The sequence below is a fragment of the Mammaliicoccus lentus genome (assembly GCF_002902755.1).
Taxonomy (GTDB): Bacteria; Bacillota; Bacilli; order Staphylococcales; family Staphylococcaceae; genus Mammaliicoccus; species Mammaliicoccus lentus.
In genome coordinates this window covers 108,349-122,327 of record NZ_PPRS01000004.1, presented here as the reverse complement: position 1 = coordinate 122,327, position 13,979 = coordinate 108,349, and the positions used below count along the sequence as shown (strand labels likewise).

The following is a 13,979-nucleotide window of genomic DNA, read 5'->3' as shown; positions in this document are numbered from 1 at the left end:
CATCAAAAAACTCTCTTCATTGTTTCCACTTTTCAGTGTCTACATTGAAGAGAGCCCTCATTTTATTCATTATCTATTTTATACATTTGATTCCGCTGGTTCATTCATACGGTCATCTAAGTATAATTCGATTTCTTCTAGTGTTTTTCCTTTTGTTTCATATAATACATATTTAGAGAATAAGAAACCTATCACACATATACCCGCAAACATAAAGAATATATTACTTAATCCAATGCTTTGCATAAGTACAGGGAAGAATAATGCGACTACGATATTTCCTAACCAGTTAACCATTGACGCTATTCCTGTCGCCATCCCTCTTGCTTCACTTGGGAACAGTTCTCCTACTACAATCCAAGTAACTGCTGCCCAAGAATATGCATAAAATATGACATATACGCATATAAAAATAAATACGAGTGATATTGCCCACATATGTCCGTCATTTGTATATGGATAAATAATACCTACTAATAATAAGCATAGTCCCATTCCTATTGATCCGGACATAAATAATGTTTTTCTATTAAACTTATCTACAAATATCAATGTCACAATTGTTGCTAGCACGAAGACAACACCGACACCCACTGTTGAAATTACACCACTGATTGTTGATCCAAACACATCCCCAAGTATTTGTGATGAGTAGTAGAAAATTGTATTTGCACCTTGTATTTGTTGTAAAAATGTTACACAACAACCGACAAACACTGAAAATGTAACAGCTTTTGTAAGTTTGAATTTCTTCTGTTCTTTACTGATTGCTTCATTAATTTGTAATATTTCTCTATATTCTCTTTCTGCTTCACGTTCTGTTCTAATTTTCTTCAAATTACTTAATGCTAAATCTGTAAGTCCTTTTTTAATTAGGTATCTAGGTGATTCTGGTAAAATAAATGCGCCTATGAAGAGTACAATTGCTGGTACAACTGCGCCTCCTAGCATCCATCTCCAACCTTCAAAGACACCTATAAATGCATAGTTCACACCATAAGATATAAGCATACCGATTGTTATCATCAATTGGTTCAAACCAGATATTTTACCTCTAATGACTGGTGGAGATATTTCTCCCATGTACATTGGTACGAGAGCCGAAGCCGAACCAACTGAAATACCTAGTATAAATCTAGAAACAATTAATATTTCTGGATTCCCTGAAAAACCACAAGCTAATGATCCAACAGCGAAGATAATTGCTGTAATTAGAATCATCATTTTTCTGCCCCATTTATCAGCTAATGGCGCCATTGAAACTGCACCAATCATTGCACCTAAAAATAGTATTGAAGTAATTGTTCCTTCTAATAATGGACTGATTTCCCATGTTTCTTTAATTCCTGGTAAAGCTCCGTTTATAATACCGATATCATATCCAAATAAAAATCCTCCGAAAGCACCAAATGCATATATTAAACCTGTCTTTGGCTTTTTATCTCCCATTTTCATTCCCCTTTGTTATTGAGATTTGAATTAAATTATCGAATTTGCCTAGTTAATTAACTTATATTCCAGGTTAAACAATGTTGCTAAAGTTACGATTTGTTCTTTTGTTAAGCTTAAAGATATGACTGTATGGTGACCGCCACCTTGAGTGATCCATTCTTTTATACCTTCATGAAAACCTGGTTTTACTTTCCAAATCACACGTGCAACTGGTAAATGAGGAGCCGCTTCTTCTGGAACAAAAGCTTCTACTTCATTGATTAACATTCTAAAATGAGTTCCCATATCTGAAATAGATACAATTACGCCCTCTCCAGCTTCTCCGTCAAATACTAATCTAGCTGGGTCATTTTTGCCTCCAATACCAAGTGGGTTTACAACAATTTTTGGTTTTGTTTTTGCTAAAGTAGGATCTACTTCTAACATATGTGAACCAAGTATTGCTTCACGTCCTGATCTCATTTCATATGTGTAATCTTCCATGAAACCTGTTTGCGTATTGTGAGACATCACTTTTAATAACCTATCTAAAGCTGCAGTTTTCCAATCTCCTTCTCCAGCAAAGCCATATCCCTGTTCATTCAATCTTTGAACTGCTAAGCCTGGTAATTGTTCCATGCCATATAAATCTTCAAAGTTAGTAGTAAATGCTGTATAACCACCTGTATCTAAAAATCGTTTAATGGCAATTTCATATTTGATTTGTTCTTTAACTGAATTTTCCCATTCGCTCACTTCATAGTCACCATAATCAAAGTCGTATAACGTTTTATATTCATCGAATAAGTTATTTACTTCTTGTTCAGAAACTTCATTAACAATTGATGTTAAGTCACCAATTCCGAAATAATCTACTGTCCAACCTAATTGAATTTGAGCTTCTATCTTATCGCCTTCTGTCACAGCAACATTTCTCATATTGTCTCCGAATCTCGCAACTTTGATATTGAAGCTTTCGTTATATGCATATGCTACATTCATCCAACGACTAATTTGTTCTTGTACTTCAGCTTCTTGCCAATGACCAACGATTACTTCATTATTTTTCTTTAATCTTTCATTTATGTAACCATATTCTCTATCACCATGTGCTGATTGGTGTAAGTTCATGTAATCCATATCAATTGTGTCCCATGGAATATGATTATTAAATTGAGTAACAAAGTGTAGAAGCGGTTTTTGTAAAATTCGTGTACCTCTAATCCACATTTTTGCTGGAGAGAATGTATGCATCCATGTGATAACACCTTGTACTTCATCTTTGTAGTTAGCTTCTTTCATAACTGATGTAATTACATCTTGTGATATTGCTAACTCTTCTTTTAATTTAATTGGATAAGGTAAGTTTCCTTCTTTATTTAAAGTGTCTACAATTGTTTGAGCATTGGCTTTCACTTGATTTAATGCTTCGTCCCCATATAACTCTTGTGATCCTACAAAAAACCAAAATTCTTTTTGATTACTCATTTTTATTTTCCTCCTTTAGATTATTGTCCGTAATATGAATTTTCTCCATGTTTTCTTTCATAATGTTTATTCAAGATTCTATTTGGTAAGTGTTCGCTTTCTTGATTTAATTGAAGTGTAAATAAATTCATCTTACATACTTCTTCTAGTACTACCGCATTCATTACAGCTTTCTCTGCATTTTCTGCCCAAACAAATGGTGCGTGACCATGTAAGAGTACTCCTGGAACTTCATTTGGATTTATATTTCTTTCTTCAAAAGTTTCAACAATGACGTTTCCTGTTTCATGTTCATAATTTTTATTAATCTCTTCTTCTGTTAAATGCCTTGCACATGGAACTGGTCCAAAGAATGTATCAGCATGTGTCGTTCCATAAACAGGTACATCTAATCCGGCTTGTGACCAAATCGTTGCCCAAGTAGAATGTGTATGAACTATGCTGCCAATATCTTTGAATGATTTATATAACACCGCGTGTGTAGGCATGTCTGAAGAGGGATTTAATTCACCTTCGATTACTTCGCCATCTAAATTACAAACGACCATGTCATCTGCAGTTATTACATCGTAATCGACGCCACTTGGTTTAATGACGAATAAATTACTTTCTCTGTCGATTGCACTGACATTACCCCATGTATATTTAATGAGTTCTCTTCTTGGTAATTCGAGGTTTGCTTCAAACACTTCTTTTTTTAATTTTTCTAACATGTTTACACTCCTAACGAATAAATTGAGATGCTTTTCTTTCTATTTCTAAACCTTTTTTATATTCAGTTATAAATTGTTCATATTCTTCTACATCTTTTTCAGATGGTTGAATAACACTACCTTCTTGTTGTCCGAATATGTTCTCTTCTAAATATTGATTTAATGGTAATAGGCTATCGTTGTTGACCATATATCTTGCAAGTATAGCCATCCCCCATGCGCCACCGTCATTAGCCGTCTTTAACACTTCAACTGAACTATTTAAAGCTGCGCCTAATATACGTTGTGCAATTTCTTCTGTCTTAAAAATGCCTCCATGAACAACAAATGAATCGATAAGTACTTTCTCTTCTTCTTTAAGAATATCTACGCCGATTTTCAATGTGCTAAACGCTGACATAATATGCGTCTTCATAAAGTTTGCTAAATTGAATTGGCTATCTGTTGGTCTCAAGAAAATAGGTATGCCTTTGTTTATTTTTGTAATGTTTTCACCTGATATATATCCATAAGATAATAAGTTCCCATTTTGCTCATCTGCATGTTGCGTATGATTAAATAGTCGTTCATAAAGTTGGTTTTTATCGACTTCCACACCCATTACTTCAAAAGTCTCTTCAAACAAATTCACCCAAGCATTAATGTCTGAAGTACAATTGTTTGTATGAACCATTGCGACTAAATCCCCAGATGGTGTTGTCACAATATCTATTTCTGGATGTACTTTGCTTAAAGGTTGGTCTAATACAAGCATTGCAAATGCACTCGTACCAGCCGATATATTGCCTTTTTTCTTTTCAACACTATTAGTAGCGACCATACCAGTACCTGCGTCACCTTCAGGAGGGCAAAGTGGCACACCTGGTTCTAAATTATTTGTAGGGTCTAATAACTTAGCGCCTTGTTCTGTTAAACAACCTGCATTTGTACCTGCTGTTAGAACTTTTGGTAAGACTGATTCAATATCCCATTCAAATTGTTTATCTTTGATAAGTTCATCAAACTGATTCAATTTTTCTTGGTCATATTTTTTAGTATTTTGATCAATTGGAAACATACCTGAAGCATCGCCTACACCTAATACTTTCTGTTCTGTTAAATACCAGTGAATGTATCCAGCTAAAGTTGTTATAAATTGAATGTCTTTGACGTGTTGTTCCTCATTTAAAATAGCTTGGTATAAATGCGCTATACTCCAACGTTCAGGTATATTAAACTGAAAATAATCTCTTAATTTATTTGCTGCTTCTTCAGTATATGAATTTCTCCAAGTTCTAAACGGCACAAGCAAGTCATCGTTTTTATCAAATGCTAAATATCCATGCATCATTCCGCTTATCCCTAGAGATTTCACTTTTTTAATCGTCACATTATATTTTGATTCAATGTCATCTGTCATTGATTTATAACTTTTTTGTAAACCTATCCAGACATCATTAATTGAATAAGTCCAATACCCATCTTTGAATTCATTTTCCCATTCAAAATATCCAGATCCTATCGTTTCAAAGTTAGTATCGATGGCCACTGTCTTAATCCTAGTTGAACCCAATTCGATACCGATAGATATCTCACCGTTCGATATTTCTGAATGAATTTTACCTTGATTCAAAATACCGCCTCCCTCTTGCAATCGTTTTCAAAAAGAAATATACCATCACTTGACCGTACATGTCAAATATAATTTTTATTTGTCCATATATGTAATAAACGCAAAAAAAATACTTAAGTACAAAACTTAAGCATTTCTCTTTTTAACACTATTTCTTATTATAATTTCTGTATCCATAATAGTCGTTTCTCCAATTTGACCAGAATTTATAGCCTTTATCATCCATCGTGCTGCTTCTACTCCAAGGTTTTCTTGAGGGTGAGAAGTAGTTGTAAGTGATATATCTTCGAGTTGACTTAAAATAGAGTTGTCTTCCCCAACTACGGAGTAATCATCAGGTACACATTTTCCATTTTCTTTTAAACGCTTTATAAATGAATAAGCAATATCATCGTTATAACAAACAAAGGCACTCGGATTGATTTCATGATTTAATAACTCTTTTATGATTAAATCTAGAACTTTATCTTTTGTCTCAGTTGTATAAGTAAAGATATTTTCACCTTTAAATATCGCACCTTTATCCTCAAAAGCTTCTATATACCCTTTCATACGAAACTTACCTTGCATATCATCTATTTTAGTTATTAGAACAATGTCATCATGACCTTCATCTAATAAATAAGAAGTCGCAAGAAATCCAGATTTTGTGTCATCAATACTTATATAAGGAATGTTTAACTCTTCATAGCAAGCATTAATCATTAGCACAGGTATTTCTTTACTTTTTAATAACGAATAAAAAGATAAATTAGGGTTAAACACATTACTCTTCGTCGGTTCAACAATCAAACCTTGAACACCTTGTTCTATCATCATCTCAAGACAACGTCGCTCACCAGCATGTGTATTATTCGTACTCGCTAATATAAGAGAATAACCATTAGCACCTAATATTTTTTCGATTCCTCTAATTATACTTGGGAAAATATAATCAGAAAGATATGTAACGATTACACCGATTTTTTTGGTAGAAGTATCATGATTTGTTTTTTTCAAATAGTTATCACTAACAATTGAGCCTAGACCTTTTTTCTTTATGATATAACCATCTTGTACTAATAAATCTATAGCTTGTCTTATTGTATAGCGACTAACATTGTATTGTTCTTGAAGCTTTTTCTCAGAAGGGATCGTTTTACCATACTCATATTCATTATTTATAATTTTATCTTTTAATTGGAAAGCAATTAATTTATATTTAGGTTCAGCCATAAACTATCTCCATTCCTTGTAACTAAGTTATTTCAATTATATAAATTATAACATAACAAATATTATAATTATAAATAGCTATTATACACATTTTAAATATACAATTACTCTTTAACTTTTACATTTTATGTTATTATATACATAGATTATAAATATTAAAACATTGAGTTTTATAGGAGTGATTTCATGAAAATTAAAGATGTTTTAAAGAAAAGTTTCAATGATTTACTAGACCTTGAGCTTAACTGGTACAATGCTGCAGTGCTAATAGTATGTGTACTCGTATTAAGCGCAATTTTCACACCACTTTTAGGTATACCAGTAGGTCTCCTAGCAGGCGCATATTACTTGAAAAATTATAAAAAATAGATTGAAAAAACTTCTAAAACAACTTTTTCACAAAATAAACCTTCTAATTAGTTGATTTAATCTTCTTATAGAAGGTTTATTTATATTCTATTCCTTTTACATAATAGTATTTAATAAATCATTATACTTTGTGTGTTATATACCAAAATAAAAACATACCCTTCTATTGACAACGCTTACAATAACTTTTAACATTTAAATATACCATAATATAATATAATGTTCCATATTATGATATAAACTGTAAATTTAAGGGGATGAGCATTTGTATACAGTCAATTATCAAGATTTATTTGATTATACTATGAAAGTTTTCCAAAAGTACGATGTTCCAGAAGAACATGCTAAAGTTATTGCTGATGTTTTAGTACATGCAAATTTAAGAGGAGTAGATTCTCATGGTGTACTTAGGTTAGAACATTATATTAAAAGAATTTCATCTGGAGGGATAAACACTAATCCAAAAGTCCAATTTGAAACTACATCAAAGTCTACTGGAATTATGGACGGGGATAATGGATTTGGTCATTATATATCTAATCAAGCAGTAGAAAAAGGTGTCGAATTATGCTTAGACAATGGTATTTCTGCAGTAGCTGTTAAAAACAGCAGTCACTGTGGTGCTTTATCTTATTTTGTCGATAAAATTGCAAACAAGAAACTTATTGGTATTGCTATGACTCATACTGATAGTAGTGTAATACCATTTGGTGGAAAAGAGCCTTATTTTGGTACAAATCCTATAGCATTTGGTTTTCCTATGTCTAAAGATGATAATGTCATTTTAGATTTCGCAACTAGTACTGTCGCTCTAGGTAAAATTTTAAACTCACAGAATAACAATAAAACTATTCCGGATGGTTGGGGTGTAGATTCTGAAGGAAATACAACAAATGACCCTGATAAAGTAGCATATTTAACTCCATTTGGTGGACCTAAAGGTTACGGTTTAGCTATGGTTGTCGAAATCTTTTCTTCTTTATTAAGTGGATCTGCATTTGGTCCACACATAACAAAAATGTATGGAGATTATAATAAAAACAGAGAATTAGGTCATTTCTTTATATTAATTGACCCTTCAAAATTTGTATCTATAGATGATTTTACAAATAGATTGATACAAATGACTCAAGAAATAAAACAAGTAAAACCATCTAATGGTATTAAAGAAGTTTTAGTCCCAGGCGATATTGAAAAAATAAATGAAAAAAATAATAAAATACATGGGATTCAACTTTCTGAAAATGTTTATGAATTTATTAAAAATGAAATAAATATTTAATAAAGCTAAGAATATCTAAAATATAAACCGCCTATTCATATTCAAAACCTCACTCTATTGATTTTTCAACAGGTGAGGTTTTCTATTTAAAATCGTTTGATATTCACTTATTAAGTAGTGACCTTTCTAGCAACTTTATATTTCTATAACAGTCTTGTTTGTTTTAAAAACACCTTGTTCAAAGAAGTCTAGAGTATTTTCAAATCCTAGTTCTTTTGTGAAATAACTTTCCTGTATTTTTCCATCTCTTATTTGATTTATAACAAAATCAAAATCTGCCAAAGTAGCGTTTCTACTAGCCATTAAAGTAATCTCTTTTGCATGGAAATCAGGATCTACAAATTGTATATTATCTTTAACTAATCCTGCATATACAATTCTACCGCCATGGTTTACATAATTGAATGCTTGTTCCATTGAATTTTTGTTACCAGTTGCATCAAATACGACTGTTGGTAATTCATCGTCATTTATTGTCTTAATATCCTCTATGATATTTTCATTTGATTTTATGACTTCATCACATTCAGACCATTCCTGACAAAATTCCAACCTTTCTTCACTCAAATCCACAACTATTACTTTTGCGCCTTGTAGCTTAGAAAACCTTGCAACACCTAAACCTATTGGTCCAGCACCAACTACTAATACAGTTTCTTCTTGCTGAATATTCGCTCTTCTGACACCATGTGCACCAATGCTCAATGGCTCAATCATAGCCCCCATTTTCAAAGGTAAATCATTTATTTTTATAACATTTTGCTGAGGTACAGCTAAATATCCAGTCATCCCCCCATCTCTATGGACCCCTATTACTTCGATGTTTTCACAACAATTAGGTTTGTCATTTACACATGACAGACAATATCCACAAGATACATAGGGAATAATTGTGACTTTATCTCCATGTTGAAAATCTTTCACTAATTCGCCTATTTTTTCCACTTCTCCTGATAATTCATGTCCTAAAATTCTAGGGTATTCGAAGAATGGCTGATTCCCTCCGTATGCATGAATATCAGTACCACATATTCCTATATATTTTATTTTAATCAGAACATGATCATCGGGAATGTCTTCATTTAATTGTTCATTTTTAATAACCATTTTCCCTGGTTCTTCACAAATTATTGACTTCATAATATTCACTTTCTTTCTCTATTATTTAGAAATTATATTTAATAATTCTAGATGATGACCGATATGTTTATTTAATAATTGATAATATTCGTCTTCATATTTTTCTAAAACATTATATATATCTTTTTTGAATAAATATTCATGTTTTTCATTTTTAGCAGTTAATAATAATCCATAAGAAACATGTAAAACTTGTCGAGCATTATCATCTTCTAAGTATGTTCGATATTCTGCTTCTTCTAAATCTTTTATCGGTGTAATATTATCAATATCAGGGGTAATGTGATAATACTTTTGAGTTTCAGGGAAATAATCAAAAGAATATTCATGTAGTTCTTTATATAATTCTGGTTTATATATTGATATTAATCTTATAGCTTCTAACCAATTAGTTCCTGCAGTTTTAAGGTGAAATAGCTCCTTAGTTTTTTCATTTATTAAAGGAAATACTGAAAATTTGTCACTACCAGAATGTATACTTAATTTATATTGAAAGTGATTAGCAATTAGTGCATGAATTTTTAAATCTTTTTCAAATTGTTTTATGTCACCTATATAATCAATACCTTTTTGAAATTCTCCACAAAATCTCGGAGCTAAACTTGTTACCTCAACACCTTGGTCATATAATTCTTGTGCGACAAAGAAATGATCAAATGGAGATGTAATTGTCTTCGTTTCATCTATAGAGATTTCGAAATCGATATCTCTGTCTAAAGTTTTAATATAAGTTTTATAAACATGAACCATATATTCTAGTGCTTTAGTATAAACTACAACAACTTTCATAAGGTCTGGTTTAGTAAAATCAAGTGACTCATTATTAACTTTGAAAGTTTTGTCTAGATATTTATTTTCATAGTATTTTCTAGTCTCGTCATCTAATCGATTATATGCACTTTCAATATCGGATTCATCATCTAAGTTTATATCTTTTCTTATATAATCCGAACAATCCAAAGTAAGCATAGAAATTCCTAATTTTAATTCATGTTCAATATCCTTTTCTTTCTTTAAATGATCTCCATCTGCTCCATAACCGCCATCATATCCTTCTTGAATAGCTCCGAATGCTGCTTTATCTATAACATCTTCCATTGACCGGTTTGTTAAATCTAATTCTCTAATACTTTGTTGAGCAAAAATAGGTTTTGCATCAGTTTTATTCATTGCCAAGACGTGGCCTGGGGTTGCTACCCCTAATCTATCTCCCAGACCTATCGTTGTTTGTTTTCTACCAAAAGCTTGAGGTTTCGTAAACTCAAAATAATCATTTAAAACTAATCTGTTCTCATGACTTAAGTCACATAATTTTGCGTCATTTCTAATTAATTCACCTGTTAAATCATTAAATAGAGAGCCTTCTCCGACAGCTATTATATATTTAATTCCATCATATTTAACCATAATGAAATTTGTTTCTTCATAGTTGTGCAAAGAACTTTTGTATATCTTTATTTCATTTGAAATTGGTATTTTTTTATTTTTCAATGGTTCAATTATTTCTAATAAATTATCCATTAAATATTCCCCTTTTTAAAATATGCTTATGCTTCTTCTGGCTTTGCTATTGGTTTCACAAAGAAAATAACTGCAATTGAGGCTACTACTGCTAACCCACCTGCCAATAAAAATGCCGCTGTATAAGTTCCAGTAGTTTGAATAATATAACCTGTTACAGTAGGACCAATAATACCTGCTGTGTTAGCTAATAAATGCATGAAACCACCAACTGAACCTACATTATTACTATCTACAACATCCTGTACAATCGCCCAATATATTGCGCCAGTTAAATACAAGAATAGTACTGATAACGCAACTAAAGTTACTGCTCCAACCGTAGTGGTAACAATACCTGATATTCCTATACAAACTGCAGAGATAAATAAACAAACTACAAGAACAACTTTTCTTGAGAATAAAACACCTTTTTGAACTGTGTGTTTATAAACAAAATCTGATACGATACCACTTAAAGCTAGACCTAAGAAACCAAGTAACCATGGTATTACTGTAATTAAACTCATATTTTCTACACTTAAATTTCTAGCGTTTACTAAATAACTAGGAAACCAAGTTAAGAAGAAGAATAAAATATAGTTATAAGCAAAAAATGCAAATGCCGTGAAAAGTACAGTCGGATTTTTTAAGTAAAATCCTAATTTAAATGTTACAACTGGAGCTATTTCTGCTTTTTTATCTATTGTTGTTTCTTCTATACGATCAGGTTTTTCTTTCGCAAAGAACCACCAAGAGATTGCCCAAACAATACCAATAATCATGATAGCTACGAAAGATACCCTCCATCCTAAATGTAATGCTATAAATCCTACTATTGGTCCAGATATTGCGCCACCTAATGGCGTACCACTATTAGCTAAACCAACTGCAGTAGCTCTTTTAGAAGGTGGATACCAATTATTCACCATTTTGTTGATAGTGGCACTTAATGGGCCTTCTCCCATACCAAAAAGAACCCTGACTATAAATAAGCTCACAAAACCTACTACTAAGACAATTGCTCCACTAAATAATGACCAAACTATCATCGCAACAAATAATGTTATTTTGGCTCCGAATTTATCTGAAGCTATGCCCCCAACGAAATTAAACACTGCATACCCAATGGAAAAACTACTAAAAATTATTCCCATTTGACCTGGAGTCAAATGTAAATCAGATTGTATAAATGGTGCTGCTACTGAAAGAGCAGATCTATCTAGATAATTAATCACACCTGCTAGAAAAAGAAATACTAAAATTATTTTTCCATCTTTGTTTATTTTCCCCATATTTTCATCCCCTTAATTAAACACCAGAATAAGCCATAAATCCGCCATCAACAGGTACAGTTATACCATTTACAAAAGAAGAGTATTCTTTATCTAATAACCATAAAGTTGTACCAATTAATGCTTCTGGTTCTCCGAATTGGCCTAGTGGTGTTTGGCTTATAATTTTATTTGAACGCTCGGTTAGACTACCATCTTCGTTTAAAAGTAAATCTTTATTTTGTTCTGTTAAGAAAAATCCTGGTGCTATTGCGTTGACTCGTATATCTTCTTCTGCAAAATAAACTGCTAACCACTGAGTGAAATTATTAATAGCTGCTTTAGCTGCACTATAAGCTGGTACTTTAGTCATTGGTGAATAGGCACTCATAGATGAAAAATTGATTATGCCTGCATGTTCTGACTTCAATAATTCTTCTCCAAACACTTTTGCTGCAACAAATGAACCAATAAAATTATTATTAAACACTTGTTCAAACCCACTTTTTTCTAAACTAAAAAAGTTTTTCTTATCTTTTGAATCATATGCTTCACCTTCAGTTATAGCATCTGGATGATTTCCGCCCGCTCCGTTTATTAAATAGTCAATTTGTCCATAATCAGTTAAGATTGCTTCTTTTGCTTTAACTAAATCTTCTTCACTTGTAACATCTGCTGAGTAATTATTTGCTGTTCCGCCTTCTTGTTCGATTTCTTTAACAATTTGCGCGCCTTTTTCAAAGGTACGGTTCAAAATTGCAATTTTCATATCTTGTTTTGCTAATGCCTTTGCTATTGTGCGACAAAGCACTCCACTTCCACCGGTAATTACAATAACTTTACCTTTTAAGTTTTCGTGTTTACTAAACATTTCTTTCACCCTCTTTTTCAAGTTGATATGCATCCCAAAGCCCATTAAGGTACATAATACCTAATGCTCTGTCATATAAACCGTATCCTGGACGACATTCTTCTTTCCACAAGTGTCTTCCGTGGTCTGGTCGAATATAACCTTTATAATCAGAATTTGATAAATGTTTCATAATTTGTTTGATATCTATATCACCATCTTCTGTATAATGAGAAGTCTCAACAAAACTACCATCATCTGAAATGTGAACATTCCTAATATGCATAAATGGAGCATGCTTATGGTATTTTTCTGCTATTTCAGCCATATCATTCTTCTTAGAAGCTCCCATCGAACCAGTACATAAAGTTATCGCATTATTAGGACTATCATTGATTTCAAACATTCTTTCATAACTTTCTGCTCCTGTGATAATACGTGGCAAATTAAATATAGAATATGGAGGATCATCTGGGTGTATCGCCATTTTTATACCGCAACGTTCAGCAGTTGGTATGATAGCGTTTATGAAGTAACTAAAGTTTTCCCAAAGTTTTTCTTCATCCACACTCTTATAAGCTTCAAATAATTCAGAAATTTGGTCGAGCTTTTCTTTTTCCCAACCCGGCATCGTTAAATTATTACTAGAACTCGAAACTGTTTCAATCAACTCTCTAGGGTCTAAACTTTTCACTTTTTCATAATCAAAATATAAAGCTGTAGAACCATCTTCAAGTGGATGGAACATATCTGTTCTTGTCCAATCAAATATTGGCATAAAGTTGTAACAGATTACTTCTACACCATATTCAGCTAAATTCTCTATAGTTTTTTTATAATTCTCAATAAGTTCGTCACGTTCACTGTTACCTAATTTTATTGATTCATGAACGTTAACGCTTTCTACAACTTTAGCGTTAAATCCATGTGATTCTATAAATTCAACTTCTTCTTTAATTTCTTCTTTCTCCCATACAGCACCAACTGGTTTCTCATGCAAAGCCCACACTATCCCAGTTGTATTAGGTATTTGTTTAATATCTTCTAACGAAATTGTATCGTTATTTCTTCCATACCAACGAAAAGTCATTTCCATTGTCATCAT

At 32.1% G+C, this 13,979-nt stretch carries 12 protein-coding genes; 2 read left to right on the top strand and 10 right to left on the bottom strand.

Annotated features, from left to right (window positions below; all coding sequences use genetic code 11):
• Positions 1-78: 78 nt before the first annotated feature.
• The 5 genes from CD135_RS02095 to CD135_RS02075 form a co-directional block, all read right to left on the bottom strand.
• Complete coding sequence (locus CD135_RS02095; protein ID WP_016999332.1) at positions 79-1,449, bottom strand: sugar porter family MFS transporter; 1,371 nt, start codon at positions 1,447-1,449, stop codon at positions 79-81.
• 48 nt (positions 1,450-1,497) lie between these two features.
• Positions 1,498-2,919: an L-arabinose isomerase gene (araA, locus tag CD135_RS02090; protein WP_420920310.1), complete on the bottom strand. Its 1,422-nt coding sequence runs from the start codon at positions 2,917-2,919 to the stop codon at positions 1,498-1,500.
• Between the two features lie 20 nt (positions 2,920-2,939).
• A complete protein-coding gene (locus CD135_RS02085; protein ID WP_103268710.1) occupies positions 2,940-3,632 on the bottom strand; it encodes an L-ribulose-5-phosphate 4-epimerase in 693 nt (230 codons plus the stop codon).
• 10 nt (positions 3,633-3,642) lie between these two features.
• Positions 3,643-5,244, bottom strand: a complete 1,602-nt coding sequence (locus tag CD135_RS02080; RefSeq protein ID WP_174700885.1) for a xylulokinase — start codon at positions 5,242-5,244, stop codon at positions 3,643-3,645.
• A 126-nt stretch (positions 5,245-5,370) separates the two neighbouring features.
• Positions 5,371-6,459 carry a GntR family transcriptional regulator gene (locus tag CD135_RS02075; protein ID WP_064204208.1) on the bottom strand — a complete coding sequence of 363 codons (1,089 nt, stop codon included), beginning with the start codon at positions 6,457-6,459 and terminating at the stop codon, positions 5,371-5,373.
• Between the two features lie 186 nt (positions 6,460-6,645).
• Between CD135_RS02075 and CD135_RS02070 the strand changes: the two genes are divergently transcribed.
• Both CD135_RS02070 and allD read left to right on the top strand, forming a co-directional pair.
• Positions 6,646-6,828: a VraH family peptide resistance protein gene (locus CD135_RS02070; protein WP_103268709.1), complete on the top strand. Its 183-nt coding sequence runs from the start codon at positions 6,646-6,648 to the stop codon at positions 6,826-6,828.
• Positions 6,829-7,093: 265 nt separating this feature from the next.
• The gene (allD, locus tag CD135_RS02065) at positions 7,094-8,110 is read left to right on the top strand and encodes an ureidoglycolate dehydrogenase (RefSeq protein ID WP_103268708.1); all 1,017 of its coding nucleotides are present in this window, start codon (positions 7,094-7,096) and stop codon (positions 8,108-8,110) included.
• Between the two features lie 135 nt (positions 8,111-8,245).
• On the opposite strand, the gene CD135_RS02060 is transcribed toward allD, so the two are convergent.
• From CD135_RS02060 to uxuA, 5 genes are read right to left on the bottom strand one after another with little or no spacing between them, the layout of a single operon-like run.
• On the bottom strand, positions 8,246-9,250 hold the full coding sequence (locus CD135_RS02060; RefSeq protein WP_103268707.1) for a zinc-binding alcohol dehydrogenase family protein: 1,005 nt from the start codon (positions 9,248-9,250) through the stop codon (positions 8,246-8,248).
• 21 nt (positions 9,251-9,271) lie between these two features.
• A complete protein-coding gene (locus CD135_RS02055; RefSeq protein ID WP_103268706.1) occupies positions 9,272-10,771 on the bottom strand; it encodes a tagaturonate epimerase family protein in 1,500 nt (499 codons plus the stop codon).
• Between the two features lie 26 nt (positions 10,772-10,797).
• A complete protein-coding gene (locus tag CD135_RS02050) occupies positions 10,798-12,045 on the bottom strand; it encodes an MFS transporter (protein WP_103268705.1) in 1,248 nt (415 codons plus the stop codon).
• Positions 12,046-12,061: 16 nt separating this feature from the next.
• A complete protein-coding gene (locus CD135_RS02045) occupies positions 12,062-12,895 on the bottom strand; it encodes an SDR family oxidoreductase (protein WP_103268704.1) in 834 nt (277 codons plus the stop codon).
• Positions 12,888-13,970, bottom strand: coding sequence for a mannonate dehydratase (gene uxuA / locus CD135_RS02040; RefSeq protein WP_103268703.1), 1,083 nt, complete (start codon positions 13,968-13,970; stop codon positions 12,888-12,890). The genes CD135_RS02045 and uxuA overlap by 8 nt, the downstream gene beginning before the upstream one ends.
• Between the last annotated feature and the right edge of the window lie 9 nt (positions 13,971-13,979).

Excerpts from the sequence above, each read along its gene's own strand:
- CD135_RS02095 (WP_016999332.1), bottom strand. The coding sequence starts at position 1,449 with ATGGGAGATAAAAAGCCAAAGACAGGTTTAATATATGCATTTGGTGCT.
- araA (WP_420920310.1), bottom strand. The coding sequence starts at position 2,919 with ATGAGTAATCAAAAAGAATTTTGGTTTTTTGTAGGATCACAAGAGTTA.
- CD135_RS02085 (WP_103268710.1), bottom strand. The coding sequence starts at position 3,632 with ATGTTAGAAAAATTAAAAAAAGAAGTGTTTGAAGCAAACCTCGAATTA.
- CD135_RS02075 (WP_064204208.1), bottom strand. The coding sequence starts at position 6,459 with ATGGCTGAACCTAAATATAAATTAATTGCTTTCCAATTAAAAGATAAA.
- CD135_RS02070 (WP_103268709.1), top strand. The coding sequence starts at position 6,646 with ATGAAAATTAAAGATGTTTTAAAGAAAAGTTTCAATGATTTACTAGAC.
- CD135_RS02060 (WP_103268707.1), bottom strand. The coding sequence starts at position 9,250 with ATGAAGTCAATAATTTGTGAAGAACCAGGGAAAATGGTTATTAAAAAT.
- CD135_RS02055 (WP_103268706.1), bottom strand. The coding sequence starts at position 10,771 with ATGGATAATTTATTAGAAATAATTGAACCATTGAAAAATAAAAAAATA.
- CD135_RS02050 (WP_103268705.1), bottom strand. The coding sequence starts at position 12,045 with ATGGGGAAAATAAACAAAGATGGAAAAATAATTTTAGTATTTCTTTTT.
- CD135_RS02045 (WP_103268704.1), bottom strand. The coding sequence starts at position 12,895 with ATGTTTAGTAAACACGAAAACTTAAAAGGTAAAGTTATTGTAATTACC.
- uxuA (WP_103268703.1), bottom strand. The coding sequence starts at position 13,970 with ATGGAAATGACTTTTCGTTGGTATGGAAGAAATAACGATACAATTTCG.